Annotated in this window: 20 protein-coding genes; 12 read left to right on the forward strand and 8 right to left on the reverse strand. The window is 72.1% G+C overall.

The genetic code is table 11. The features are described 5' to 3' along the window. Window positions 1-66 precede the first annotated feature (66 nt). The 4 genes from OHS17_RS25025 to eccE form a co-directional block, all read right to left on the reverse strand. A complete protein-coding gene (locus OHS17_RS25025) occupies window positions 67-1,941 on the reverse strand; it encodes an ABC transporter substrate-binding protein (RefSeq protein ID WP_330313959.1) in 1,875 nt (624 codons plus the stop codon). A gap of 197 nt (window positions 1,942-2,138) precedes the next feature. Next, entirely contained in the window at window positions 2,139-4,979 is a 2,841-nt protein-coding gene (locus OHS17_RS25030) for an SCO5717 family growth-regulating ATPase (protein ID WP_330313960.1), read from the reverse strand. Between the two features lie 328 nt (window positions 4,980-5,307). Beyond that, the gene (locus OHS17_RS25035; protein ID WP_383166559.1) at window positions 5,308-6,027 is read right to left on the reverse strand and encodes a hypothetical protein; all 720 of its coding nucleotides are present in this window, start codon (window positions 6,025-6,027) and stop codon (window positions 5,308-5,310) included. Beyond that, window positions 6,024-7,172, reverse strand: a complete 1,149-nt coding sequence (gene eccE / locus OHS17_RS25040; RefSeq protein WP_330313962.1) for a type VII secretion protein EccE — start codon at window positions 7,170-7,172, stop codon at window positions 6,024-6,026. The genes OHS17_RS25035 and eccE overlap by 4 nt, the downstream gene beginning before the upstream one ends. A 248-nt stretch (window positions 7,173-7,420) precedes the next feature. Here eccE and eccB point away from each other — a divergent pair, with 248 nt between their 5' ends. The 4 genes from eccB (at window position 7,421) to OHS17_RS25060 (ending at window position 10,939) form a co-directional block, all read left to right on the forward strand. Beyond that, window positions 7,421-8,947, forward strand: a complete 1,527-nt coding sequence (eccB, locus tag OHS17_RS25045) for a type VII secretion protein EccB (protein ID WP_330313963.1) — start codon at window positions 7,421-7,423, stop codon at window positions 8,945-8,947. Between the two features lies 1 nt (window position 8,948). Next, entirely contained in the window at window positions 8,949-10,124 is a 1,176-nt protein-coding gene (gene mycP, locus OHS17_RS25050) for a type VII secretion-associated serine protease mycosin (protein WP_330313964.1), read from the forward strand. Window positions 10,125-10,243: 119 nt separating this feature from the next. Further along, window positions 10,244-10,594, forward strand: a complete 351-nt coding sequence (locus OHS17_RS25055) for a hypothetical protein (protein WP_330313965.1) — start codon at window positions 10,244-10,246, stop codon at window positions 10,592-10,594. A 39-nt stretch (window positions 10,595-10,633) separates the two neighbouring features. Further along, window positions 10,634-10,939, forward strand: coding sequence for a WXG100 family type VII secretion target (locus OHS17_RS25060; protein WP_018102311.1), 306 nt, complete (start codon window positions 10,634-10,636; stop codon window positions 10,937-10,939). Window positions 10,940-11,013: 74 nt separating this feature from the next. On the opposite strand, the gene OHS17_RS25065 is transcribed toward OHS17_RS25060, so the two are convergent. Together OHS17_RS25065 and eccCa are read right to left on the reverse strand one after the other, a co-directional pair. Next, on the reverse strand, window positions 11,014-11,247 hold the full coding sequence (locus OHS17_RS25065; protein ID WP_018102310.1) for a DUF397 domain-containing protein: 234 nt from the start codon (window positions 11,245-11,247) through the stop codon (window positions 11,014-11,016). 98 nt (window positions 11,248-11,345) lie between these two features. Then, window positions 11,346-15,278, reverse strand: a complete 3,933-nt coding sequence (gene eccCa, locus OHS17_RS25070) for a type VII secretion protein EccCa (RefSeq protein WP_330313966.1) — start codon at window positions 15,276-15,278, stop codon at window positions 11,346-11,348. Window positions 15,279-15,486: 208 nt separating this feature from the next. Between eccCa and eccD the strand changes: the two genes are divergently transcribed. From eccD to OHS17_RS25100, 6 genes are all read left to right on the forward strand, one after another. Further along, window positions 15,487-16,926, forward strand: a complete 1,440-nt coding sequence (gene eccD / locus OHS17_RS25075; protein ID WP_330313967.1) for a type VII secretion integral membrane protein EccD — start codon at window positions 15,487-15,489, stop codon at window positions 16,924-16,926. A gap of 176 nt (window positions 16,927-17,102) precedes the next feature. After that, window positions 17,103-17,393: a 30S ribosomal protein S15 gene (rpsO, locus tag OHS17_RS25080; RefSeq protein WP_018102307.1), complete on the forward strand. Its 291-nt coding sequence runs from the start codon at window positions 17,103-17,105 to the stop codon at window positions 17,391-17,393. A gap of 270 nt (window positions 17,394-17,663) precedes the next feature. Then, window positions 17,664-19,877: a polyribonucleotide nucleotidyltransferase gene (locus OHS17_RS25085; protein ID WP_330315345.1), complete on the forward strand. Its 2,214-nt coding sequence runs from the start codon at window positions 17,664-17,666 to the stop codon at window positions 19,875-19,877. Continuing rightward, entirely contained in the window at window positions 19,874-21,253 is a 1,380-nt protein-coding gene (locus OHS17_RS25090) for a M16 family metallopeptidase (protein WP_330313968.1), read from the forward strand. The genes OHS17_RS25085 and OHS17_RS25090 overlap by 4 nt, the downstream gene beginning before the upstream one ends. A 21-nt stretch (window positions 21,254-21,274) precedes the next feature. Further along, on the forward strand, window positions 21,275-22,027 hold the full coding sequence (dapB, locus tag OHS17_RS25095; RefSeq protein WP_330313969.1) for a 4-hydroxy-tetrahydrodipicolinate reductase: 753 nt from the start codon (window positions 21,275-21,277) through the stop codon (window positions 22,025-22,027). Between the two features lie 11 nt (window positions 22,028-22,038). Next, entirely contained in the window at window positions 22,039-22,542 is a 504-nt protein-coding gene (locus OHS17_RS25100) for a tetratricopeptide repeat protein (RefSeq protein WP_330313970.1), read from the forward strand. A 67-nt stretch (window positions 22,543-22,609) separates the two neighbouring features. Here the strand turns inward: OHS17_RS25100 and OHS17_RS25105 are convergent, their stop codons facing one another. Continuing rightward, window positions 22,610-23,161: a hypothetical protein gene (locus OHS17_RS25105; protein ID WP_018102302.1), complete on the reverse strand. Its 552-nt coding sequence runs from the start codon at window positions 23,159-23,161 to the stop codon at window positions 22,610-22,612. Between the two features lie 94 nt (window positions 23,162-23,255). Further along, window positions 23,256-23,495 carry a hypothetical protein gene (locus tag OHS17_RS25110; RefSeq protein WP_330313971.1) on the reverse strand — a complete coding sequence of 80 codons (240 nt, stop codon included), beginning with the start codon at window positions 23,493-23,495 and terminating at the stop codon, window positions 23,256-23,258. A 196-nt stretch (window positions 23,496-23,691) separates the two neighbouring features. On the opposite strand from OHS17_RS25110, the gene thyX reads away from it, so the two are divergent. Then, the gene (thyX, locus tag OHS17_RS25115) at window positions 23,692-24,432 is read left to right on the forward strand and encodes an FAD-dependent thymidylate synthase (protein ID WP_018102300.1); all 741 of its coding nucleotides are present in this window, start codon (window positions 23,692-23,694) and stop codon (window positions 24,430-24,432) included. A 153-nt stretch (window positions 24,433-24,585) separates the two neighbouring features. Then, the gene (gene dapA / locus OHS17_RS25120; RefSeq protein ID WP_020207390.1) at window positions 24,586-25,485 is read left to right on the forward strand and encodes a 4-hydroxy-tetrahydrodipicolinate synthase; all 900 of its coding nucleotides are present in this window, start codon (window positions 24,586-24,588) and stop codon (window positions 25,483-25,485) included. The last annotated feature ends 51 nt before the right edge of the window (window positions 25,486-25,536 follow it).

The raw sequence follows: 25,536 nt of genomic DNA on the forward strand, positions 1-25,536 counted from the left end.
GAACCGGCCGGCGCAGGTTTGGTACCGCACCCGCGCCGGCCGGTTCCTCGCATCCCGTTCGAGAACCTACTCGCGATCGTCCGCGGTGGTGCGGCGGCGCCGCGAGATCAGGAAGCCGCCACCTGCGAGGACCACGACTGCCACCACGATTCCGATGATCACACCGGTGGAGGAGCCGGAGCTGTCGCTCTCCGAGCCGCCGTTGCCGCTCGCCGGCACGGCCGACCACCAGCTCCAGTAGCCGTCCTGGCCGTAGATGTTGCCGGCCGCCTCGGGCATGGTCGTGATCGACTTGATCTGGTCGGTGCGGTACGCCTCGACCGCGTTCGGGTACGCCATCACGTTCATGTACCCGGAGTCGTACAGCCACGACTGCATCTGCCCGACGAGCTCCGCGCGCTTCGCGGGGTCGTACTCGGCGAGCTGCTTCCGGTAGAGCTCGTCGTACTTCTTGTCGCAGATGAAGTTGTCCGTGGTCGCGCTGGCCTTGGCCTTCGTCGGCAGGGCCGCGCAGGTGTGGATGCCGAGGACGAAGTCCGGGTCCGGGTTGACCGACCAGCCGTCGAAGGCGAGGTCGTACTCACCGGCGTACCAGGGCACGGAGACGTCGTCCAGGCAGTCGACCTTCAGCCCGATGCCGAGCTTGCCCCACCACTCCTTCAGGTACTTGCCGACCGCCTTGTCGTTCGGGTCGGTGGCGTGGCACAGGAGGCGCAGGTCGAGCGGCTTGCCGTCCTTGCCGACGCGCTGGTCGCCCTTGAGCTTGTAGCCCGCCTCGTCCAGCAGCTTCCCAGCCTTGTCGGGGTCGTAGTTCAGCGCCTGGTCGGCGGAGGGCTCCCAGGCGTACGCGGAGAAGCGCGGCGGGATGTAGCCCTTGCCCTCGACGGCGTGCCCCTGGAAGACCTTGTCGATGATCGTCTCGCGGTCGATCGACAGGAACAGCGCCTGGCGCACCTTCTGGTCGAGCAGCGCCTTGTTGCCGTTGCCGAACTTCTTGCCGTCCTTGGTCTGCGCGCCGGGGTTGGTGGCCAGCGCGTAGAAGCGGCGACCGGGACCCTCGTTGACCTTGATGTTCTTGTCGCCCTTGAGCGAGTTCGCCTGAGCGGGCGTCAGCGCGGGCGAACCGGCGACGAAGGAGACCTCACCCTTGCGCAGGGCGGCGACGGCGGCGTCCTGGTCCTTGTACGTCTTGAAGACCAGCTCGTCGAACTTGGGCTTCCCGCGCCAGAAGTCCGGGTTGGCCTTGAGCTTCACGTACTGGTCGACCTTGTAGTCCGTCAGGATGAACGGACCGTTGCCGACGACGGGGAACTTCGTGTCGTTGTTGAACTTCGAGAAGTCCCCGACCTTCTCCCACACGTGCTTCGGCACGATCGGCACGTCGAGCGCGGCCATGGTGGCCTGCGGCTCCTTGAGCTCGATGACCAGCTTGGTCGGGCTCGGGGCGGTGACCTTCTTGAAGTTGGTGACGAAGCTGCCGTTGGCCTGGGCCGCGGCCTCGTCGGTCATCATCTTGTTGAACGTCCAGGCGGCGTCCTCGGCGGTCGCCTGCTGCCCGTCCGACCACTTCGAATCGCCCCGAATGGTGTACGTCCACGTCAGCTTGTCGGCGGAGGGCTCCCACTTGGTCGCCAGGCCGGGGATGGCGTGGTTGTCCTTGGCGTCGTAGTTCGTCAGGAAGTCGTACATGAGCCGCGAGACGCTGGTGCTCAGCAGCTTCTGGGCGAGGAACGGGCTCAGGGAGTCGACGCTCTGCGCGACCGCGACGGTGAGCGTCTTGTTGCCGCTGTCGGCGGCCTGCGCCTGCTGGGGCGCGGCTCCGAGGGGCATTCCCGGCACGACGGACCCGGCTGCGAGAGCGAGGGCGGCGGCCCCGGAGGCCAGGAGCACACGCAGACGTGAGCGTGGCGGGGCGGAGGAGGATGGAACTCTTACGACCATGGTCTGGGACCTCGCGTCATGACTCGCACGGGAAAGGCGTGTTGAACTTCGGTTCGCCGGCTGGTGTTGCGAAGGTTTATCAGCGGTGGTCAAGCCGCGTCAACGGTCACCGAAACGGCGTGTGGTCTGCGGATATGCCAAAAGGGTCCGCATCGCGGAGGCGATGCGGACCCTCATTGGTTTAGACCTCTGACGCCTTACTGCTGAGGCGCTGGCGGCGGCTGCTGCTGCCATCCGGCGGGCGGTACGGGGCCCTGCAGCTCGGGGTGCGCGGGGCCGCCCGGCTGACCTGCCTGATCACCCTGCGGCTGGGGCTGCGGGTACGGCTGCTGGGCCTGGGCCGGAGGCTGCTGCTGCCAGTTCTGCCCGGCGCCGGGGCCCGGCTGCGGGGGATAGGGCTGCTGCTGGCCGCCGTACGACTGCGGCTGCTGGGGCTGCTGATAGGGCTGACCGGGTTGCTGCGGCGCGTACGGCTGTCCGGGGTACGGCTGCTGGCCGGGCTGCTGAGGCTGTTGGGGCGCGTACGGCTGCTGACCCGGGGCCTGCTGAGCCGGGATCTGCTGGCCGGGGACCTGCTGACCGGAGATCTGCTGGCCCGGCAGCGGCGGGGCGTACTGCGGCGGCGGGCCGCTGCCGTCCGACGTCCACAGTCCCTGCTGCTGCTGGGCGCGCGCGAAGTCCTCGGCGACCAGGGCGGAGAGGTTGAAGTACGCCTCGCGGGTCTTCGGCCGCATCATGTCGAGGTCGACCTCCGCACCGGCCGACAGGTGCTCGTCGAACGGCACGACGACCACCCCGCGGCAGCGCGTCCGGAAGTGCTGCACGATGTCGTCCACCTTGATCATCTTGCCGGTCTCGCGGACACCGGAGATCACGGTGATGGACCGCTGGACGAGCTCCGCGTACCCGTGCGCCGACAGCCAGTCCAGGGTGGTGGACGCGCTGGAGGCACCGTCGACCGAGGGCGTCGAGATGATGATCAGCTGATCGGCCAGGTCCAGCACGCCGCGCATCGCGCTGTACAGCAGGCCGGTGCCCGAGTCCGTGAGGATGATCGGGTACTGCTTGCCGAGCACGTCGATCGCGCGCCGGTAGTCCTCGTCGTTGAAGGCCGTGGAGACCGCCGGGTCCACGTCGTTGGCGATGATCTCCAGACCGGAGGGCGCCTGCGAGGTGAACCGCCGGATGTCCATGTACGAGTTGAGGTGCGGGATCGCGTGCACCAGGTCGCGGATGGTCGCCCCGGTCTCGCGCCGCACCCGTCGGCCGAGCGTTCCGGCGTCCGGGTTGGCGTCGATGGCGAGGATCTTGTCCTGCCGCTCGCTGGCCAGGGTCGCCCCGAGCGCGGTGGTGGTCGTGGTCTTGCCGACGCCGCCCTTGAGGCTGATCACCGCGATCCGGTAGCAGGACAGCACGGGCGTGCGGATGAGCTCCAGCTTGCGCTGCCTCTCCTGCTCCTCCTTCTTGCCGCCGATCTTGAAGCGCGAGGCACCGGAGGGGTTACGGCTGCTCCGGGTCTTCTGCTTGCCCCGGATGAGCCGGTCGGAGGTGAGCTCGACGGCCGCGGTGTAGCCCAGCGGGGCGCCGTGCGCGGAACGCGGGGCGGGGGTGGGCCAGGAGGTGCCGACCCGGGGGTCGACGGGCTGCTGAGGTTGTTCGGGCTGGGGCTGCGGCTGGTGGGGCTGCGCCTGGACCTGTGCCGGGAGGTTCGGGGTGCCGGTGTCTGCCGCCGGGGCGGGCGTGCCGTTGGCCGGGGTGCCCTGGGCCGGGGGCTGGGCGCCCTGCGGGAAGCCGTAGCCGCTCTGGGGGTGGGGCTGCTGCGGCTGCTGCGCGGACCAGGGGGCCTGCGGCTGCGGTGCCTGGGGCGCGGGCGGCTGCGGGCGCTGCGCCGGGAGGTTGGCGGCCGGAAGGGGCTGCTGGGGCTGCGGTTCCGGCTGGTGCGGCTGCGGGGCCTGCGGTGCTTGCGGTGTCTGCGGTGTCTGCTGCGGGAAGCCGTAGCCGGACTGCGGGGCGGGGGGCTGGGGTTGGGCGGCCTGTGCGGGCTCCGGCTGCGGGGCCTGCGGCTGCTGGGCGGCCGGCTGGAAGGCGGGCGGCAGCGGCGGGAGACCGCCCTGCGCGGGGGCGGCCGGTGCCCACGGGGACGGCGAGGCGTCCTGCGGTGCGCTGTCCGCCGGTACGTCGCGGGGCGACGGGGCCGGGGTGGCGTCGTTCACCGGAGCGTCGTCGTCCGGCTCGGGGGAGTCGGATTCGGGGGAGTCCGTCGCGGCGGGGGCCTCGTCGGAGGGGACGGTGTCGGAGGGCACGGCGTCGGACGGCTCCGCGTCGTGCGGCTTCACGCGGTACCGCTCCGAGGCCGCGCCGACCGGCGCGAGGTCGGTGTCGTCGTCCTCCTCGCTGTCCCCGGCCGCCGGGGTCTCACCGGTCTCGTCCGAGGGCTTCGGCGTCGCCGTCTCCTCGGGCTCGAAGTCGAAGACCCTTCCCAGGACGTCGTCCCAGGACTCCTCCGGCTCCGCGCCGGGCGTACCCGACTCCTCGTCGTCCGAAACGGCATCGGCGGCCCCGGACGCGTCGTCGGCACCAGTCGCCGCATCGCCGCTCGCCGCATCGCCGCCGCCCGTCGCCTCGGCGTCCGGCTCCGCCTCGCGCTCCGCACGCTCGCGGTCCGCGCGGTCCCGCTCCTCGATCTCCCGCTTCAGCGCGGAGGCCGAGAACCGCATGGTGGCGCCGCTGTCGAGGTCGCCGGTTTCCCGCACCCCCGCGTCCAGGGGCTCCGCCGCCGGGGCCGGGGTCCAGTCGGGGTCGAAGCCGCGCTGCGCCGGGGGCGGGGGCAGCGGCACCGGGTCCCCGCTCGGCGGCGGGGGCGATGCCGGAGGCGTACCGGCGCCGCCCAGGGAGTCGCCCGGTGCGTTCTGCGTGTACCAGGCGGGCGGGGTGTAGTCGATGGTGAACTCACCCGTCGTCTCGGCGGGCTCCGCGTCGGACGACTCGTCGACGGGCTTGTCCCAGCCCCCGCGCATCTCGTCCCGATCGCCGTTCACTTTGCCTCCTGGTGTGGTCGAGCACCCTTGTGCCGTGGTGGGTGGGGGCCGTTCCCGTAACGCGAACCGCCCGGCTCTCCCCCTGGGACGCACATGGCCTGCCCTCAGGTTCTCCGCCGCGTCCGGACCCAGCCTAAACGCCATGGGCCCCGCCACGGCAGGCCGTACGGTGCCGCGAACGCTGTCCCGTACGTCACGTCCTGCACCCAAGTGGACTGAGTGCGACGGGGAGTGAAATCCAAAGCGGTCAAATGTGCACAACTGCACCGCGTATCACGTCCGTCGCACCCTCGCCGCCACCCGGCGGTGATCCCCGGGCGTACGCCCGTCAGTCCACCCGGCGCGCGGCGCCCAGCAGCCCCGTCTCCGCGTCGGTCGCCCGGGTCGTCACCAGCCGGCTCTGCCGCCGCGTGCACCAGAGGGTGGCCCCGTCCGCCAGGGCGGGCAGCGCGCGGACGGCGCCGGCCGGCAACCGCAGGAGGTGCCCGGCCTCCGCCGCTTCGTCGGGCGACACCCGCTGCACGCCCACCAGCGACGCCTTCTCCAGCAGCCCGGACGCGGCAGGACCCAGATACGGCAACAGGGTCAGCACCGACTGCCACGGCCCGGACACGGCCCGCCCGGGCGGCGGACGCATGCCGCAGTCCCGTACGACGACGACCGGCGAGGCCGCCGAGGGACCCAGCGGAGGCACCCGGCCCACCTCGTGCAGCGCGAAGCACCCGGTGTCACCGGCGGCCCGGGCCAGGCCCGCCCAGGCGTGCGCCCGCCCCGTCTCCACCGCGACCCGCGCACCCGTCGCCGCAGCCCGCAGCGCGAGCACCTGCGCCGTCCACAGCCCGCCGACCAGCGTGATCTCGTACGGGGAAGGGCGGTTGAGGCCGAGCACGGCGGGGAAGCCCTCCTCGTCCGCGCCGATCACCACCCCGTCGTCGCCCACCGGCAGGTCCAGCGAGGCCAGTTGCTCGGGTCCGATGGTGTACCGCCGTCGGCGCGGACCGACGGGCCCGAACCCCAGCCTGCCCCGCACCCGCCCGGGCGCCATCAGCGGGCCCCGCCCAGCGGAAGGGTGGCGAGCACCCCGGGCAGCTGCTCGCGGTCCAGCCGCACAAGCGAGACCCGCACCCCGCGCGCCACGCGCTCCAATTCGCGCCGGGCGGACCGGAGTTCCTCATCGGTGCGCGCGCTGATCCGCAGGTGCCCGGCCGCGGCGACCTCCTGCCGGTCGCCCCGCGCCAGCGTCAGGCTGAACGTCGTGGCCGTCGCAGGGACCGAGGTGAGCAGCGCGACCAGCCGGGGCACCGGCACATCGCCGGAGCGCGGCCACCGGCGCACCCAGTACGTGGTGTGCCGGTGCCCGTCGCAGCGCCACGTCCGCGAGGTCTCCCGGGTGCGACGGGCGGGCCCGTCCGCACGGGGCGCGCCGACAGTGTCCGCGCAGGCGGCGGTGGTGAGCGCGGCCCCGAGCTCCGGCTCCGTCAGCACCGTCGCGCCGAAGCCCGCCCCGGTCAGTCGGCCGGACAGCTGGTCGGCGGCCCGCAGCAGACACCGCTGCGCCCCGGTCAGGCCGTCGCCCCGCATGCGTACGGCCTCCGGGCACAGCTCCGGGTCGAGCGTGAGCGTGACCCAGGTGATCCGTACCGCGGGTGACCCCGTACGGGCTTGGAGGGGCGCGTAGTTGAGGGTGGCGACCGCGTCGCCGGGGAGGTGCGGGGCCGGGGCGGGCCGGGTGTGCTGCACGATCCGGGCCGATTCCAGGCGGATACCGTCGACGTCCATCGCGTCCCGGACGAGCCCAGGCGGCAGCGGCCGCACGGTCCGGTCCGCCCGCAGCACCGTCTCCGCCGCGTCCACCCGCACCACCACCGTGAGGTGCGTACCGTCGACGGCCATGCCCACCGGCCGCCGGTCCCGATGCGTGAACGAACAGGTGCGCAGGCCCGGGACGCACTCGGCCGGCGAGGCCACCGGGGATGCGCCGGCCGGCACCCGCGCGGCGGCCCCCCGGTTCCGCACCCGGAACGCGATGACCGTGGCCAGCCAGGCCGGAAGGGAACGGCGGCGCCTGCGCACCACGGCGAGGACCACGAGCAGCGCGGCCGTCACGCCCGCAGGCCCCAGGAGCGCGGGCCCGACGACCCAGGCGCACAGCAGGACCGCCACCGCGACCTCGAACAGAACCAGCTGTTGCAATCGAAAAGTACCGATCGGCCCAGCCCGCCGGTTCAGTCGCGCCCCGCCCCTGCTCGCCATCGTGCCCCGTCCGCGTCCGTGCTCGCTCCACCGAGCTCTCCGGCGGCAGCGCACAGCGTATCGGTCATCGGTCAACAGCCATGTACAGGCGGCATAGTGATCGCCGACAGCGGGAAGCCCCGCCGAAGCGCAGGCGGTGAGCGTCCGCAGGTGTGCGGTGTGGGCGGAGAGGGAAGGCGGGCCGGGCCATGGTGACCCGACGGGACGAGCTGAACGCGTACACATTTGCGAAGAGAAGGGCCCTCGCCGCTTTCCTTCAGCCCATGGCCGACGGCTCCGACGAGGGCGCCCCGCGCCCGCTGCGCGCCGTCCTCCCCGGTGTGCTCACCGGCGCCCTGCTCCTCGCCGGGTTCGGCGCGTACGGCATGTTCCGTCCGGTCGCGCCCAAGGGCTGGGACCGCCCCGGCGCCAAGGTCGTCGTCGGTCGCACATCGACCACCCGCTACGTGGTGCTCACCACCGGCCGCGGCGCCCATCGCCGTACCCGGCTGCACCCCGTCCTGAACCTCGCGTCCGCCCGGCTGCTGCTCGACCCCGGCGACTACGGCGTGGTCCAGGTCGCCGACGACGTCCTAGACGCGGGCGGACCCCCGCGCGGACCGGTCATCGGCATCCCGTACGCCCCCGACCGGCTCCCCGGGAAGCGGGACGCGGGCACCGCCAAGCGGTGGGCCGTGTGCGTACGACCGGGAGGCGGAGGCAGCGGTGTGCAGAGGGCCGGGTTCGTCCTCGCCGCCCGCGACCACCGGCTGACCGAGGGCCCCAACCGGCTCACCGGCGGCCGGGTCCTCTACGTACAGGACCCGCACGGCACCCGGTACCTCGTGGACGCCCGGGGCACCAAATACCGCGTGGACGAGCGGCCCGGCGACCTCGGACACCTCACCGACGCCCTGGTCGGCCGCGCCCGGCCGCGACCCGTCACCGACGACTGGCTCGCCACCCTGCACACCGGCAGCCCCGTCGCCTTCCCCGTCGTCCCGGGCGAGATCGGCGCCCCCGCCCGCGTCGAGGGCCGGCTGTCCGCCCGCGAGAACCGCGTCGGCGCGGTGCTGCGGACCAGGACCGGCGCGGGCACCGCGTACCACGTGGTGCTCGACGGCCGCGTCCAGCCGGTCTCCGAGTTCACCGCCTGGCTGATCGTCAACTCCCCGCAGACCGCCGCCCTCGACCAGGCCGGTACCGCTTACCCGGCGGGGCTCCAGGACTTCGTGCCCGACTCCGCGCCCTTCGCCGGCCAGGCCGCGCACTGGCCCGTCCGCAAGGCCGTCCGCGTCGACACCGCGCACCGGAGCACCGTCTGTTCCGTACTGCGCGCGACGGACGGCAGGGGCCGCACCACGCTGAGCACCTGGGCGGGCACCACGTATCCCGCAGCCGTCGGCGCGGGCGGCACCAGCACCTACGTCACCCCCGGCAGCGGGCTCCTCTACGCACAGGTCCGAGGTCGCCAGACCAGGCCCGACGGATCACTCTTCCTGGTGACGGACACCGGATTGCGGTACGCGGTTCAGGGGAACGGCGACGGTGACCCCGGGCACTCCGCGCTCCCCGCAGGCAGCACCTCACACGCTCAGGGCCGGGCCAACGAGGCGCAGACCCGGCTCGGCTACGAGGGCGTGCGGCCCGCCCTCGTACCGGCCGAGTGGTCGGAGTTCCTTCCCCGCGGGCCACGGCTCGACACCTCCAGCGCGCGCCGCCCGCAGGGTTCCTGACATGGCGGCGATCCGGCCGGCGGCGGCCCTGGTCGCGCTGGCCACCCTCGCCGTGGTCCAGCCCGCGCGTGCGGCCACCGGTCCGGACGGCGGCGCGTGCGTCCTCCCGGCGAACCGTCTGTTCGAGGGCCGCCCCTGGGCGTTGCAGCGCGTGCTCCTGGACGAGCTGTGGCACGACACCCGGGGCGAGGGCGTCCGCGTCGCCGTCATCGACACCGGGGTGGACGACACCCACCCCCAGCTCGCGGGCGCGGTCGCCCCCGGCGCCGACACCCTGGAGCCCGGTGGCGACGGCACCGGCGACCCGGTGGGCCACGGCACTCTGGTCGCCGGTCTCATCGCGGCCCGCCCCCGCGCGGGGACCGGCTTCGTCGGGCTCGCCCCCGGTGCGACGGTCATCCCGGTCCGCCAGAACGACGCCCGCGACGACGGCACCGACGCGTCGCTGGCCACCGCGATCCGCCACGCCGTCGCCCGGCGCGCCCAGGTCATCAACATCTCGCAGGAGACCGTCCGCCCGCAGGCCCCCGGCTCCGCCCTGGGCCGCGCGGTGGCCGAGGCCGTCCGCCGGGACATCGTGGTCGTCGCCTCCGCCGGGAACGACGGCGCCGACCGCGGCCGTACGCCCACCTACCCGGCCGCGTTCGACGGGGTACTCGCCGTCGCCGCGTCCGACCGCGACAACGAACGCGCCCCCTTCTCCCGGCCCGGGAGCTTCGTGGACGTTGCCGCGCCGGGCGTCGACATCGTCTCCACCGCCCCCGGCCGCGGCCACTGCGCCGACAGCGGAACCAGCTTCGCCGCCCCCTACGTCAGCGCGGTCGCCACCCTGATGCGCGCCAAGTACCCGCGCTGGACGGCCGCGCAGATCGCCGCCCGTATCGAACAGACCGCGGAACGCTCCGTCAACGGCCGTGACGACTTCGTCGGATGGGGTGTAGTCGACCCGGTCCGCGCCCTGTCCGGTGACGACGCCCCGCAGGACGCCCCGCACCCCGACGAGCCGCCCCCCGGCGCCCGCGCACCCGACCCCGCGCCGCTGCCCGCGGCGGACACCCCGCAGCGGCGCGACCGCCGCCGTGCCGCCTGGGCCATGGCCCTCACGATCCTCCTGACCGGCGCGGTGGCGGGTGCCGCGGCCGTCGCGCGAGAGCTGCGCCGACGCCGTACGGGATGAGCCGGAGGGCGTCCGGAAGCCGCCTCCGTACGCCCGCGAGGGGCCTTCGCGACGGCCGGGAGCGGGCGGCCGGAATGGCTAGCCTGAGCGGCCTGAACGGCCCAGAGAGAGGACCTCGTATGACCAGCCCCACGAGTGGATTCGCGCTTGCCGACGATCCGGTCGTCCAGGCCAGGAACAAGATCGTCCACACCGCCGAGGCGGTGTCCCGGCAGGCCCGCGAGCTGGCCGACGTCCTCGCGACGGTGGGGGCGGGGTGGACCGGTGCCGGCGCCTCGGGGTTCACCTCGGCGCAGCTCGTGGTCAACGAGGACCACGACGAGATCCGGCGCCTCCTCGGCGTACTGCTCCACGCCGTCGACGGCACCAGGAACCTCAGCAACGCCAACGACGAGGAGGTCCGCGCGGCCTTCAAGGCGGTACGGGAACCGGCCTCCGCGGGCGGCTCCTCCGCCCTGAACGGCGTCTGAACCCGGCGCCGTTCCCCGACACGATCCGAAGGAAACCCGATGGGGCACGACCCGCACACCAAGGTCAGGTACGAGAGCGTCCAGGAGGTCGCCAACCGCATCCGCGCGGTCTCGCGGAACATCTGCAGGGACCTGGAGGAGATGGACGGCGCGCTGAAGGTCGTCACCGACACGTGGGACGGCCTGGCGCACGCCGAGTACGTGGCGCTCCAGCACAAGTACCGGAACAAGGCCGACCACATGAGGGCCCGGCTCGACGAGGTCGCGCGGCTCATCGAGACCGGCAAGGACCACTACCGGGCCACGGACCACCGGTCCTCACGCCTGTTCACCGAGGCCTTCTGAGCCGGACCCGCGGACCCGGACGCATGAAGGGGGCACGTTCACCCGAACGTGCCCCCACGCCTACGCGGCGACCCCTACGGAAGGTCGAACTCGCCGTCCCTGGCGCCCAGGACGAACGCCTCCCACTCGGCCTCCGTGTACCTGAGCACCGTGTCCGGGTCCAGAGAGGACCGCATGGCCACCCCGCCACCGGGAAGGTGCGCGATCTCGACGCGCTCCTCCTCCTGCTCCGTCCCGGGAGCACACAGCCACTTCACCCCCGAGATGTCGAGTGCGTACAGCTCGTCCTTCTCCGCCTGCGTGCCCATCGTGAGGGCTCCTTTCGTACCTGGCTCTGCACGGCACCGTACAGGCAATACGGTGGCCGGGTATCCGCTCCGTCGAAGCCCCGTGACTGCCCCTGCGCTCAACCCCGTTCCGGCAGCCAGCCGGTCTGCACGAGGCTCTTCCCACCGCGCCGGGTCGCCATGCACGCACGCCCCGGCGGCATCGGGCGGGCACGCACCGAGCCGACCAGATCGCCCTCCGCCGGATCGCCCGACAGCACCACCCCCTGCGCGCCCAGCTCCTTGATCCTTTGCAGGAACGGCTCGTACATCGCACGGGACGCCCCGGCGCAGCCGCGCGCGAGGACGAAGCGCACCCCGGTGTCCCGCGCGAACGGCAGACAGTCCGTGAGCGCGGCGAGCGGGCTGCCCGTACCCGTCGCGACCAGGTCGTAGTCGTCCACGAGTACGAAGATCCGCGGCCCCGTCCACCAACTGCGCTCCCGCAGCTGCCGGGGCGTGACGTCTGCTGGCGGCCGGCGCCGCGCGAACACCCCGGCCAGCGCCTCCATATGCGTCGCGAGCGTGTCCGGTGTCGGCGCGTATTCCAGCAGATGGCTCTCCGGCAGGGAGCCCAGCAGCCCCCGCCGGTAGTCCCCGACGACGAGCTTCGCCTCGTCGGGGGAGTAGCGGCGGGCGATCTGCCGGGCGAGCAGCCGCAGCAGAGCGGTCTTCCCCGATTCGCTCTCCCCGAACACCAGAAGGAACGGATCGGCGTCGAAGTCCACGAAGACCGGATCGAGATCGGCCTCGGCGATGCCGATCGCGACACCCCGCTCCGGGTACTCGTCCCCCTTGGGCAGCCGATCGGCGGGGAGTACGGCGGGCAGCAGCCGTACGGGCGGGGCAGGCGGACCCGACCAGTCCGCCCGGATCCGCCCGGCCAGCGCCGTCGCACGGTCGGGGAGACCGGCCGCGTCCGCCACCGGGCCGAGGCACGGCGACGCGGCCAGGAAGTGCAGCCCCTCCGCCACCTGGCCCCGGCCCGGCACACCTGCGGGCACCCGCGCGGCGACCCTCCGGTCGAACTCGGAGTCCGACACGTCACCGAGCCGCAGTTCCAGCCGCCCGGTCAGCTGGTCCTTCAGCGCGGCCCGCACTTCCAGATAACGGGCGGCGCTGAGCACCACATGCACCCCGTAGCCGAGCCCCCGGGCCGCGATGTCGGTGACGACCGGCTCCAACTCCTCGTACTCCGTACGGAAACCGCCCCACCCGTCCACGACGAGGAAGACATCGCCCCACGCCTCACCGGGCAGCCCGCCCCGCTCCCGCTCGCGCCGGTACGCGGCCATGGAACCGATGCCCCGCGCCCGGAACAGCTCCTCACGGGCCCGCAGCACCCCGGCCACCTCCGCGACCGTACGCCGCACCCGCTCGGGATCCAGCCGCGAGGCGACCGAGCCCAGGTGCGGCAGGCCCGACAGCGACGCCAGCGCGCCCCCGCCGAAGTCGAGCCCGTAGAACTGGACCTCACGCGGTGTGTGGGTGAGCGCGAAGGACATCACCAGCGTGCACAGCACCGTGGACTTGCCGGACTGCGGCCCGCCGACCACCAGCATGTGGCCCGCCGCGCCGGAGAAGTCCTGGAACAGCACCTCCCGACGCTGCTCGAACGGCTTGTCCACGAGCCCGAGCGGAACGACCAGCCCACCACGTTCGCCGTCCCCCGGAACGGTGAACCCGCGCTCCGGATCCGTGACGAGGTCCGGCAGCAGCGCGTCCAGACCCGGCGACCGGTCCAGCGGAGGCAGCCACACCTGATGGGCGGGCACACCCCGCCCCTCGAGCCGCCGCACCACCACGTCGAGCACGGACTCCGCGACGGCGTCGTCCTCGCGCTTCGGCGAAGCGGCGACCGGAGCGCAGGGAGCATCCGGCACCGGCACCGGCAGCGCGCTGAACAGCGCTGCCCTGAGGCCCCCAGCCCCCTCCCCGGCAGCCCGCCCGGGCCCACCCGGCCGGTACGGCCCCGAGACGTACGCCGCTTTGAAGCGCGTCAGTTCCCGCGTACCGGTCTTCAGAAACCCTGAACCAGGCACCGGCGGCAGGTCGTACGCGTCCGGCACACCCAGCGCGGCCCGCGACTCCTCCGCCGAGAACGTGCGCAGCCCGATCCGGTACGAGAGGTACGTCTCCAGGCCCCGCAGCCTGCCCTCCTCAAGGCGCTGGGACGCCAGCAGCAGATGCACGCCCAGCGAGCGGCCGATGCGCCCGATCCGGATGAACGTGTCGATGAAGTCGGGCTGTGCGCTGAGCAGTTCCGAGAACTCGTCGATGACCAGCACCAGCGTGGCCAGCGGTTCCAGTGCCGCGCCCGCCGCCCGCGCCCGCTCGTAGTCGTGGATACCGGCGAAGTTGCCCGCGGCCCGCAGCAGTTCCTGACGCCGCTGGAGCTCACCGCGCAGCGCGTCGCCCATCCGGTCGACCAGCGCCAGGTCATCGGCCAGGTTCGTGATGACGGCCGCCACATGAGGCATCCCCGCCATCCCCGCGAACGTCGCCCCGCCCTTGAAGTCCGCGAGAACGAAGTTCAACGTTTCGGAGGAATGGGTGACGGCAAGACCGAGCACCAGCGTCCGCAGCAGCTCGGACTTCCCCGAACCGGTCGCGCCCACACACAGGCCGTGCGGCCCCATCCCGTCGAGCGCCGACTCCTTCAGGTCGAGCACCACCGGGACGCCGTTTTCACCCACCCCGATGGGCACCCGCAGCCGCTCCGAGACCGGCCGGGGCCGCCAGGTCCGTTCCACCTCCACCGCACCCGCGTCGCCCAGGTCCAGCAGATCCGTGAAGTCCAGCGCGGCCAGCAGCGGCTCGTCCCCGTCCCGCCCACCGGCCCGCAACGGAGCGAGCCGCCGCGCCAGCGCCTCCGCAGCGGGCAGCGACAGCCCGTCCGGCACACCCACCCCGCACTCCGCCTCCAGCACACCGGGACGCACCCGCACACACAGGGCGCCACGCGCCCCCTCCGCGTCACCCGGGGCCACCTCGATCAGCGTCACCCCCTCCACGCCCCCCGCCGCACCCAGCACCGAACCCGGAGCCACCCCCGCCCCGTCCAGCACCACGACGACATGCGGCCGGTCCGGCAGCGGCGCCCCCTCCGGCACGAAACGCCCCCGCCCTTCCAACAGCGCCCCGAGCAGCGGCTCCAGCCCAGCCGCATCCCGCGCGAACAGCCTCCTCGCACCGGCCCCGTCCACCTCACCGGGCACCTGGACATGCGGCAGCCACTTCACCCACTCCCAGCACACCGCCGCCTCCCGCGCGGCCACCACCGCCACCACCAGGTCCCGGGGCGAGTGCAGCGTCACCAACTGCGCCACCAACGCCCGCGCCACCGCCCTGACCGACTCCGCGCCACCACTCAGCCGCACCCGGTACGCCTCCCGCAGCGGAACGCACAACGGCAGGCCGTCCAGCGAGCCGTGCACCGCCACGAACTGCCGCACCGCTTCCGCGCACACCGGCTCAGGCTCACCCGCCGCGTGCTCCGGCACGGCCAACGGCGTCGCGAGCCGCTGCCTGCCGAGCCCGATCCGCACCACCCCGAAGTCCGCGTCGCCGGGCCGCCGCTCCCACACCCGGCTCCCGCCCGCGACCACCGACCACAGCTGACCGGGGGCGGGATGCGTGAAAAGCAGACCGTCGCGCTGGGCCCGCGCCGTCCGCCGCACCGCACGGCGCGCCCGCGCCAGCCGCGCCAGATAGTCGCCCCGCACATCCGCCGCCCGCCCCTGCGTACCGCGCCGGTGGCGCACCACCTGGGCCACCACCATCGCCAGCGTCGACACTAGCATCAGCACACCCATCACCCGCATGAACGGCGGCGCCTGCGGCGAGAAGAAGAACACCACCGACGAAGCCATGCCCAGCACCGGAAGAAGCTGCATCAGCACCCCCTCGCGCTGCCCGCGCGGTTCCACCGGAGGCGGCTCCAACAACACCTCCTTCGAGGGAACTTCCGGCGGCAGCAGACGGGGCGGACGCTTCACGACGATCTGACTCACCGGTGCATCGATCCTTGGGTGCGGGCGGGTGTGGGACGGGGCGGAAAGGGGAACAGCGCGCCGACGCGTGCGCCACACCGGAAGGACACCCCGCCCCGAAGCGCCCGTGATCCTACGCACTGTCAGAGTTCGCCCCGATCCGCCCGCTAGGGTGACCCGCCCATCGTGCGAACACCGCCGACCAGCGACGAACAGGGGCCCCCGACACGTGAGTCCGACCGCAACGACCGGCTTCTGCCGCGTCACCGTCGTCACGCCCGACACCCGCATCGACGTCGCCCTGCCCGAGAACATCGCCGCCGCCGACATCTGGCCCGAGATCCTGCGCCTCAGCGGACCCGCCGCACCCGGCACCGCACCCCCCGGCCACCACCTCGTGCGGCTCGACGGAACGGTCCTCGACGGCGACCGCACCCTCGCCGCACAACGCGTCCTCGACGGCGAGATCCTCACCCTGCGCCCCTTCGCCGCCTCGCTGCCCCCGCCCGTCTACGACGACGTCGCCGACGCCATCGCCTCGGCCACCGGCCACGACCGCCGCCTGTGGAGCGACGACCTGCTGCGCGGCGCCGCCCCGGCCGCAGGCGCCCTGCTCCTCCTCCTGGCGGCCCTCGTCCTGTGGCGGGCCGACCCGGTCCGCCACGACCTGCACGGACCGCCGGGAGCCGTCGCGGGCGTCACCGGACTCCTGTCGGCCACCCTCGCCGCCGTACGCGCCCGGGTCCACGCCGACCGCGTCACCGCCGCCGCACTCGGCCTGGGCGCCCTGCCCCTCGTCCTCCTCGGCGGCTCCGGCCTCATCGCCCCGGACCCGGGCGGGGGAGCGGGCCGGCTTCAGCTCCTGCTCGGCTGCGCCGCCGTCCTCGTCGTCTCGGCCGCCCTCACCGCACTCGCCCCGTGCGGCGACGCCCCCTTCGCCGGTGCCGCCCTCCTCGCCGGTGCCGGAGCGCTGGCCGCGTTCGCCGCGATCCTCACCGAGGCGTCCGCCACCGCCACGGCCGCCGTCTGCGTCCCCGCGGCCCTCGGCCTCATCGCGTTCCTGCCCGGCCTCTCCGCCCGTTTCGCCCGGCTCCCGATCGGGTACGCGCCGCCCCGGCCCACGGGCCCCTTCGACGAGGAGGACGACGCGCACGAGGACCCGTCCGCCACCCCCGTCGACACCCGCCTCGTCGCGGACCGGGCCAGGCGCGGCCACGAACTGCTGCTCGGCCTGGCCGGGGGCTGCGCGGGCCTGGCCGCCGCCGCTGCCGCCGTCCTCGGCGCCTCGGACAACACCTGGGCCCGGCTCCTCGCCCTCGCCGCCGGACTCGCGCTGCTGCTCCGCGCCCGCCTCTTCCGCTACACCGCCCAGGTCGCCTGCCTGCTGGTCGCGGGCATCGGCGCGCTCGCCGCCCCGGTCGCCGGCCTCGCCCTCACCGGCCAGAGGGACGACCCGGCCCTGTACCCCCGTACGACCGGACTGTGCGCGGCGCTCGTCGTCGGCGCCCTGCTCCTCGCCGCCGCCGGGGCGACCGTCCCGCGCAAAGGCCTCTCCCCGTTCTGGGGCAGATTCCTGGACCTGGCCGAGAGCGCGCTCCTGCTCTCCCTCGTCCCCCTCTGCCTCGCCGTCCTGGACCTCTACGCGCGCGCGAGGGCGCTCACCGGCTGACGGCCGGCGGGGCCGGTCCGGGCGGCTGGTAGTCTGGCTGTGGCCGTTTGTGTACGCGTTCCCGGTTCGCTCTGGGAACTGCGCTCATCGGACCCTCGCTCCCGAGTCACCCAAGCTCCCCTGAGAACCAGACCAGGGGCACTCGTGGGCGCATCGAACACCAAGAGGAGTACCGCGTGCCGCTCGACGCCGCTACGAAGAAGCAGATCATGACCGAGTTCGCGACGAAGGAGGGCGACACCGGTTCCCCCGAGGTCCAGGTCGCCATGCTCTCGCGCCGCATCTCGGACCTGACGGAGCACCTCAAGACGCACAAGCACGACCACCACTCCCGTCGTGGTCTGCTGATCCTGGTCGGCCAGCGTCGCCGCCTCCTGCAGTACCTGGCCAAGAAGGACATCCAGCGCTTCCGTGCGCTCGTCGACCGCCTCGGCATCCGCCGCGGTGCGGCCGGCGGCGCCAAGTAAGGACGCTGCGCAAGGGAGCGGTTCCCTGACTCGGGGAGCCGCTCCCTTTGCCGTACGTGCGGTACCGGGGGGAACCTCAGTAACCTGGACGTACAACAACAGACGAGGAGAGGCGCCGCACGGCCGCCGCCGGTCCTCGGTAGTGGCCCCCGGGACAATGCCCGGGAGCTTCGATCGAAGACCGGCCCCGCAGAGACTGCGCGCTTCTCCGCTCCGTCCGGCGCCACACGGGCGCCCGGACGAAAGACGACGAGTATGGAGAATTCACTAGTGGAGAACGAGACCCACTACGCCGAGGCCGTCATCGACAACGGCACCTTCGGCACCCGCACCATCCGCTTCGAGACGGGCCGCCTGGCCAAGCAGGCCGCCGGCTCCGCCGTCGCGTACTTGGACGACGACACCATGGTGCTGTCGGCCACCACCGCTTCCAAGCGGCCCAAGGACAACCTCGACTTCTTCCCCCTCACGGTGGACGTCGAGGAGCGGCAGTACGCCGCCGGCAAGATCCCCGGCTCGTTCTTCCGCCGGGAGGGCCGCCCCTCCGAGGACGCGATCCTCACCTGCCGCCTGATCGACCGCCCGCTGCGCCCCTCCTTCAAGAAGGGCCTGCGCAACGAGATCCAGATCGTCGAGACGATCATGGCGCTCAACCCCGACCACCTGTACGACGTGGTCGCGATCAACGCCGCCTCCGCCTCCACGATCCTGGCGGGCCTGCCCTTCTCCGGCCCGATCGGCGCCACCCGCGTCGCCCTGATCAAGGGCCAGTGGGTCGCCTTCCCGACGCACACCGAGCTCGAGGACGCCGTCTTCGACATGGTCGTCGCGGGCCGCGTCCTGGAGGACGGCGACGTCGCGATCATGATGGTCGAGGCCGAGGCCACCGAGAGGACCATCCAGCTCGTCAAGGACGGCGCCGAGGCCCCGACCGAAGAGGTCGTCGCCGCCGGTCTGGAAGCCGCGAAGCCCTTCATCAAGGTGCTCTGCAAGGCCCAGTCCGACCTCGCCGCCAAGGCCGCCAAGCCCACCGGAGAGTTCCCGGTCTTCCTCGACTACCAGGACGACGTCCTGGAGGCCCTCGCCAAGGCCGTCAGCACCGAGCTCGCCAAGGCGCTCACCATCGCCGGCAAGCAGGAGCGCGAGGCGGAGCTCGACCGCATCAAGGAGATCGCGGCCGAGAAGCTCCTCCCCGCGTTCGAGGGCCGCGAGAAGGAGATCTCCGGTGCCTACCGCGCGCTGACCAAGAAGCTGGTCCGCGAGCGCGTCATCAAGGACAAGGTCCGCATCGACGGCCGCGGCGTCACGGACATCCGTACGCTCGCCGCCGAGGTCGAGGCCATCCCGCGCGTGCACGGCTCCGCCCTGTTCGAGCGTGGCGAGACCCAGATCCTGGGCGTCACCACCCTCAACATGCTCCGCATGGAGCAGCAGCTGGACACCCTCTCCCCGGTGACCCGCAAGCGCTACATGCACAACTACAACTTCCCGCCGTACTCCGTCGGCGAGACCGGCCGCGTGGGCTCGCCCAAGCGCCGCGAGATCGGCCACGGCGCGCTCGCCGAGCGCGCGATCGTGCCGGTCCTCCCGTCCCGCGAGGAGTTCCCCTACGCGATCCGCCAGGTCTCCGAGGCCCTGGGCTCCAACGGTTCGACGTCCATGGGTTCGGTCTGCGCCTCCACCATGTCCCTGCTGAACGCCGGTGTGCCCCTCAAGGCCGCCGTCGCCGGCATCGCCATGGGCCTGATCTCCCAGGAGATCGACGGCAAGACCCACTACGTCGCCCTCACCGACATCCTCGGTGCCGAGGACGCGTACGGCGACATGGACTTCAAGGTCGCCGGTACGAAGCAGTTCGTGACCGCGCTCCAGCTCGACACCAAGCTCGACGGCATCCCCGCCTCGGTCCTGGCCGCCGCGCTGAAGCAGGCCCGCGACGCCCGCCTCCACATCCTCGACGTGATGAACGAGGCCATCGACGTCCCGGACGAGATGTCCCCGAACGCCCCGCGGATCATCACCGTCAAGATCCCGGTGGACAAGATCGGTGAGGTCATCGGCCCCAAGGGCAAGATGATCAACCAGATCCAGGAGGACACCGGCGCCGACATCACGATCGAGGACGACGGCACCATCTACATCGGTGCCCAGCAGGGCTCGCAGGCCGAGGCCGCCCGCGCCACGATCAACGCGATCGCCAACCCGACCATGCCGGAGGTCGGCGAGCGCTACCTGGGTACGGTCGTCAAGACCACCACCTTCGGTGCGTTCGTCTCGCTCATGCCGGGCAAGGACGGCCTGCTGCACATCTCGCAGATCCGCAAGCTGGCCGGTGGCAAGCGCGTGGAGAACGTCGAGGACGTTCTCGGCGTCGGCGCCAAGGTCCAGGTCGAGATCGCCGAGATCGACTCCCGCGGCAAGCTCTCCCTCGTCCCCGTCATCGAGGGCGAAGAGGACGAGAAGAAGGACGACACCGACAAGTGACGTCCCGTAGTTCCGCGACGACGGCCCGCCCCTCCTCGGAGGGGCGGGCCGTCGCCCGTACCCAAACGCTTCTCAAGGGCAGCAACGGCATCGGCACGGTCCGCCGTACGGTCCTCCCCGGCGGCCTCCGCGTCGTCACCGAGACCCTGCCCTCCGTACGCTCCGCCACCTTCGGTATCTGGGCGAACGTCGGCTCGCGCGACGAGACGCCCGCACTGAACGGCGCGACGCACTACCTCGAACACCTCCTCTTCAAGGGCACCGCCAAGCGCAGTGCCCTCGACATCTCCTCCGCCATCGACGCGGTCGGCGGGGAGATGAACGCCTTCACGGCGAAGGAGTACACCTGCTACTACGCGCGGGTCCTCGACACGGACCTGCCGCTCGCCATCGACGTCGTCTGCGACATGCTGACCGGCTCGCTGATCGCCCCCGAGGACGTCGACGCCGAGCGCGGCGTCATCCTCGAAGAGATCGCGATGACGGAGGACGACCCGGGCGACTGTGTGCACGACCTGTTCGCGCACACCATGCTCGGTGACACCCCGCTCGGCCGCCCCGTCCTCGGCACCGTCGACACGATCAACGCGCTGAACCGCGGCCAGATCGCCCGCTTCTACAAGAAGCACTACGACCCGACCCGGCTCGTCGTCGCCGCCGCGGGCAACATCGACCACGCCACCGTCGTACGCCAGGTCCGCAAGGCGTTCGACAGGGCCGGCGCCCTCTCCCGTACGGACGCGGTCCCGACCGCGCCCCGCGAGGGCTCCCGCGCCCTGCGCACCGCCGGCCGGGTCGAGGTCCTGGGCCGCAAGACCGAGCAGGCCCACGTGGTCCTCGGCATGCCCGGCCTGGCGCGCACCGACGAACGCCGCTGGGCCCTGGGCGTCCTCAACACCGCCCTCGGCGGCGGCATGAGCTCCCGCCTCTTCCAGGAGGTACGGGAGAAGCGCGGCCTCGCCTACAGCGTCTACTCGTACACCTCCGGCTTCGCGGACTGCGGCCTGTTCGGCGTGTACGCGGGCTGCCGCCCGAGCCAGGTGCACGACGTCCTCAAGATCTGCCGCGACGAACTCGACCGGGTCGCCTCGGACGGGCTGAGCGACGAGGAGATCAGCCGCGCCATCGGCCAGCTCTCCGGCTCGACCGTCCTCGGCCTGGAGGACACCGGCGCGCTGATGAACCGCATCGGCAAGAGCGAGCTGTGCTGGGGCGAACAGATGTCCGTGGACGAGATGCTGGCCCGTATCGGCGAGGTGACACCGGACGACATCCGCTCCGTCGCGGGCGAGCTCCTCGGACACCGCCCCTCGCTGTCCGTCATCGGACCGCTCAAGGACAAGCAGGCCGCGCGTCTCCACGAAGCGGTCGCCTAAAACTCCTAAGGAAGCAGAGCAATGAGCAAGCTGCGCGTGGCCGTCCTCGGTGCGAAGGGCCGTATCGGCGCCGAAGCGGTACGAGCCGTCGAGGCCGCCGACGACCTGGAGCTGGTGGCCGCACTCGGCCGGGGCGACAAGCTGGAAACCCTCGCGGAGACCGGCGCCCAGGTCGCCGTCGAGCTGACCACCCCCGCCTCGGTGATGGAGAACCTCGAATACTGCGTCGGCCACGGCATCCACGCGGTGGTCGGCACCACCGGCTGGACCGACGAACGGCTCGCGCAGCTCGACGGCTGGCTCTCCGCCTCCCCGGAGACCGGTGTGCTCATCGCACCGAACTTCTCCATCGGCGCGGTCCTCACCATGAAGTTCGCCCAGCAGGCGGCCCGCTACTTCGAGTCCGTCGAGGTCATCGAGCTGCACCACCCCAACAAGGCCGACGCCCCCTCGGGCACCGCCGCCCGCACCGCCCAGCTCATCGCCGCGGCCCGCCGCGAGGCGGACTGCGCCCCGCAGCCGGACGCCACCAGCACCGCGCTGCACGGGGCACGGGGCGCCGACGTCGACGGCATCCCGGTCCACTCGGTCCGCCTGCGCGGCCTTCTGGCCCACCAGGAGGTGCTGCTCGGCGGCGAGGGCGAGACCCTCACGATCCGGCACGACTCCCTGCACCACAGCAGCTTCATGCCCGGCATCCTGCTCGGCGCCCGCCGCGTGGTGACCACTCCCGGCCTCACGTTCGGCCTGGAACACTTCCTCGACCTGAACTGACTGGCCCCGCCATGCGCGCAAAGATCACTTACGTCGTCACCGCTGCCGTCCTCGTCTTCTACTTCGTCCTGGTCGGCAGCCGCGGCGTCCTGCTCATCAAGCACGGCACCCTCATCACGGTCACCTTCGGGATCGCCGTACTGGTCCTGCCGGCGATCGGCGTGTGGTTCCTGTGGAAGAACACCCAGTTCGTCCGCAGGGCCAACGCCCTGGCCGCCGAACTGGACGCGGAGGGCGGCCTCCCCGTCGACGAGCTGCTGCGCACCCCCAGCGGCCGTATCGACCGGGCCTCCGCCGACGCGGTGTTCGAACGCCGCCGCGAGGAGACGGAGGACACCCCGGACGACTGGCGCTGCTGGTTCCGCCTGGCCGTCGCCTACCAGGACGCCCGCGACACCCCCCGAGCCCGCAAGGCCATGCAACGAGCCATCGCCCTGCACCGGGCAGGCGTTTCCACCCCGTCGGGCGAGCACCCCAGCCCGTCGGGCGAACACTCCAGCCCGTCCGGCGTTTGAGGACAAAAAAGAGCCGTCCGGCGATTGAGGACACCTCAGTCACCGGACGGCTCGCGCAGCGAAACCGCTACCGCGGCCGGTACTCGTCCCCCCACGCCTCGATCGTGTCCGCGGCACGATCAAACGCCTCCCCCCGCGCAAGAAAATCCGCGTTGGAGTCCGTGAGCAGCGGCGGCACCGCGTCCCCGCCCTTGCGGACGACAATCAGCGCCTGGCCCTGCACGGTACGGGGGAACCCGAGCCACTTCACCGGCTGCTGCACCGTACGTACGGCAGTGGCCCGGCTCCACGGAACGGTCGTCGTACGGAAGAAGCCCACCCGACGCACACCGTGCCGGCTCACCCAGGCTCCGATGCGCAGCATCCGCAGGGCACACAGGATGATCGCGAGGCCGAGCGCGAGACACGCCCCCGCCCCGGGCAGCGCTCCGGCGAACGCGATGATCATCCCGGCGAACAGGATGAACGAGGCGAGCAGCAGCAGACCGGCCGCTGCGGCGACCCGCCACGGACCGGGACGGTAGGGCCGCCGCCAGCTGTCGTGGTCGTCGAACGGCAGCGCGACGTCCTCCGCGTTCGCGTCAAACGCGCGGTCGGCCGTCAGAAAGGGCAGGGGCACGACTGATCCTCACTCACAAGCACGCTCGATTGCTGTGCCCGGTGAGGCTACCGAGGAGATGCCCGGACCGACCACCCCAGGGGGTCCGTCCGGGTCAGCGCCCGTGCGCCGCTTCGGTCTGCTGCGTGTGTGCCGGCGCCTGCTCGGGGCCCAGAGCAGGCAGACCGAGGAGCAGAGCCCCTGCTATGCCGCCGACGACGACGAGGCCGATCAGGGCGCGTCCCGCCCGCTCGGAGACCGTACTGCGGGGGCGGGGAGGCGGGGTGACATTACTGCGGAACCGGTCGGACTCGGCTACGAACGAGAACGGGACGGATTCACGCCGGCGGAACATGGGGTGGCTCTCCTCGGAGTCTCTTTCGGGTGGTGCTATCCAGTCAGACGCTCGACTACCCCGTTCGGTGCCCCGAATCGCCCGATGAAATCAGAAAAAACCGGAAAGACGTTCCCCAACCACGCCGCCGTCAAACGCCCTGACCTCGGCCCGTAGAGTGGTCGCCGCCCGCGACGCCATTGGAAGGACCCTGTCGGTGACCGACGACACCCCCGAGCCCACGAAGGCCCATTTCCGCAGCGACGTCACCGTCGACCTGGTGAAATCCGCTGCGGGCGACGCCGACGTGCTGTTCGCCGCCCGTGTGTCCACGGCCGGTGAGCAGTCCCTGGAGGAGATCACCAAGGACCCCGAGCGCTCGAAGGGCCTCATCAACTACCTGATGCGGGACCGGCACGGCAGCCCGTTCGAGCACAACTCGATGACCTTCTTCATCAGCGCCCCGATCTTCGTGTTCCGCGAGTTCATGCGGCACCGCGTCGGCTGGTCGTACAACGAGGAATCGGGCCGCTACAGGGAGCTGCAGCCGGTCTTCTACGTCCCCGACACGTCCCGCAAGCTCATCCAGCAGGGCCGCCCGGGCAAGTACGAGTTCGTCGAGGGCACGCCCGAGCAGCACGCGCTCACCACCCGGGCCATGGAGGACTCGTACCGGCAGGCGTACGAGGCGTACCAGGAGATGCTGGCGGCGGGCGTGGCCCGCGAGGTCGCCCGCGCGGTTCTCCCGGTCGGCCTGTTCTCCACGATGTACGCCACGTGCAACGCGCGCTCCCTGATGCACTTCCTCGGCCTGCGTACGCAGCACGAGATGGCGAAGGTGCCCTCGTTCCCGCAGCGGGAGATCGAGATGGTGGGCGAGCAGATGGAGGCCCACTGGGCCCGGCTCATGCCGCTCACCCATGCAGCCTTCAACAAAAATGGACGTGTCGCCCCATAGGGCGGTGTCCGTATTGCGGCGTTTCGAGAAGTTCATCTAGGCTGATCAAACGGACCCGGCACTGCTTGAACCCCCGAGCAGGCAGTGCCGGGCTCCTCTTGCTTGTCCCCCCGAGGGGGCACCGTGCGTCGAGCAGCGAGTAGCGTGTTACCCATGGCTCCGATCTCCACTCCGCAGACCCCCTTCGGGCGGGTCCTCACCGCTATGGTCACGCCGTTCACGGCGGACGGCGCTCTCGACATCGAGGGCGCGCAGCGGCTCGCCACCCACCTGGTGGACGCAGGCAACGACGGCCTGATCATCAACGGCACCACCGGCGAGTCCCCGACCACCAGCGACGCGGAGAAAGACCAGCTCGTCAGGGCGGTCCTGGAAGCCGTGGGGGACCGGGCGCACATCGTCGCCGGCATCGGGACCAACGACACCCGGCACAGCATCGAGCTCGCCCGCACCGCCGAGCGCAGCGGCGTCCACGGTCTCCTGGCCGTGACCCCGTACTACAACAAGCCGCCGCAGGAGGGCCTGCTCCGGCACTTCACCGCCATCGCGGACGCCACCGGCCTGCCGGTGATGCTCTACGACATCCCGGGCCGCAGCGGTGTGCCGATCGACACAGAGACGCTCGTACGGCTCTCCGAACACCCCCGGATCGTCGCCAACAAGGACGCCAAGGGCGACCTGGGCCGCGCGAGCTGGGCCATCGCCCGCTCGGGCCTCGCCTGGTACTCCGGCGACGACATGCTGAACCTTCCGCTGCTGTCCGTCGGCGCGGTCGGTGTGGTCTCCGTCGTCGGCCATGTCGTCACCCCGGACCTGCGGGCGCTCATCGAGGCCCACCTCGGCGGCGACGTGCAGAAGGCCACCGAGATCCACCAGAAGCTGCTCCCGGTCTTCACCGGCATGTTCCGCACCCAGGGCGTGATCACCACCAAGGCCGCGCTGACGCTGCAAGGCCTCCCGGCGGGCCCGCTCCGCCTGCCGCTGGTCGAGTTGACCGCGCAGGAGACGGCCCAGCTCAAGATCGATCTCGCCGCCGGCGGGGTAGAGCTCTGACAACGGACTTCACAACTGAATACGCGAAACACAGCTGAACGCGTGGGGAAT

The organism is Streptomyces sp. NBC_00523, from assembly GCF_036346615.1.
Classification (GTDB): domain Bacteria; phylum Actinomycetota; class Actinomycetes; order Streptomycetales; family Streptomycetaceae; genus Streptomyces.

Coding starts and splice junctions, on each gene's coding strand:
- OHS17_RS25025 (WP_330313959.1), bottom strand. CDS start 1,941: ATGGTCGTAAGAGTTCCATCCTCCTCCGCCCCGCCACGCTCACGTCTG.
- eccB (WP_330313963.1), top strand. CDS start 7,421: ATGGTGACCCGACGGGACGAGCTGAACGCGTACACATTTGCGAAGAGA.
- mycP (WP_330313964.1), top strand. CDS start 8,949: ATGGCGGCGATCCGGCCGGCGGCGGCCCTGGTCGCGCTGGCCACCCTC.
- OHS17_RS25055 (WP_330313965.1), top strand. CDS start 10,244: ATGACCAGCCCCACGAGTGGATTCGCGCTTGCCGACGATCCGGTCGTC.
- OHS17_RS25060 (WP_018102311.1), top strand. CDS start 10,634: ATGGGGCACGACCCGCACACCAAGGTCAGGTACGAGAGCGTCCAGGAG.
- OHS17_RS25065 (WP_018102310.1), bottom strand. CDS start 11,247: ATGGGCACGCAGGCGGAGAAGGACGAGCTGTACGCACTCGACATCTCG.
- dapB (WP_330313969.1), top strand. CDS start 21,275: ATGAGCAAGCTGCGCGTGGCCGTCCTCGGTGCGAAGGGCCGTATCGGC.
- OHS17_RS25100 (WP_330313970.1), top strand. CDS start 22,039: ATGCGCGCAAAGATCACTTACGTCGTCACCGCTGCCGTCCTCGTCTTC.
- OHS17_RS25110 (WP_330313971.1), bottom strand. CDS start 23,495: ATGTTCCGCCGGCGTGAATCCGTCCCGTTCTCGTTCGTAGCCGAGTCC.
- dapA (WP_020207390.1), top strand. CDS start 24,586: ATGGCTCCGATCTCCACTCCGCAGACCCCCTTCGGGCGGGTCCTCACC.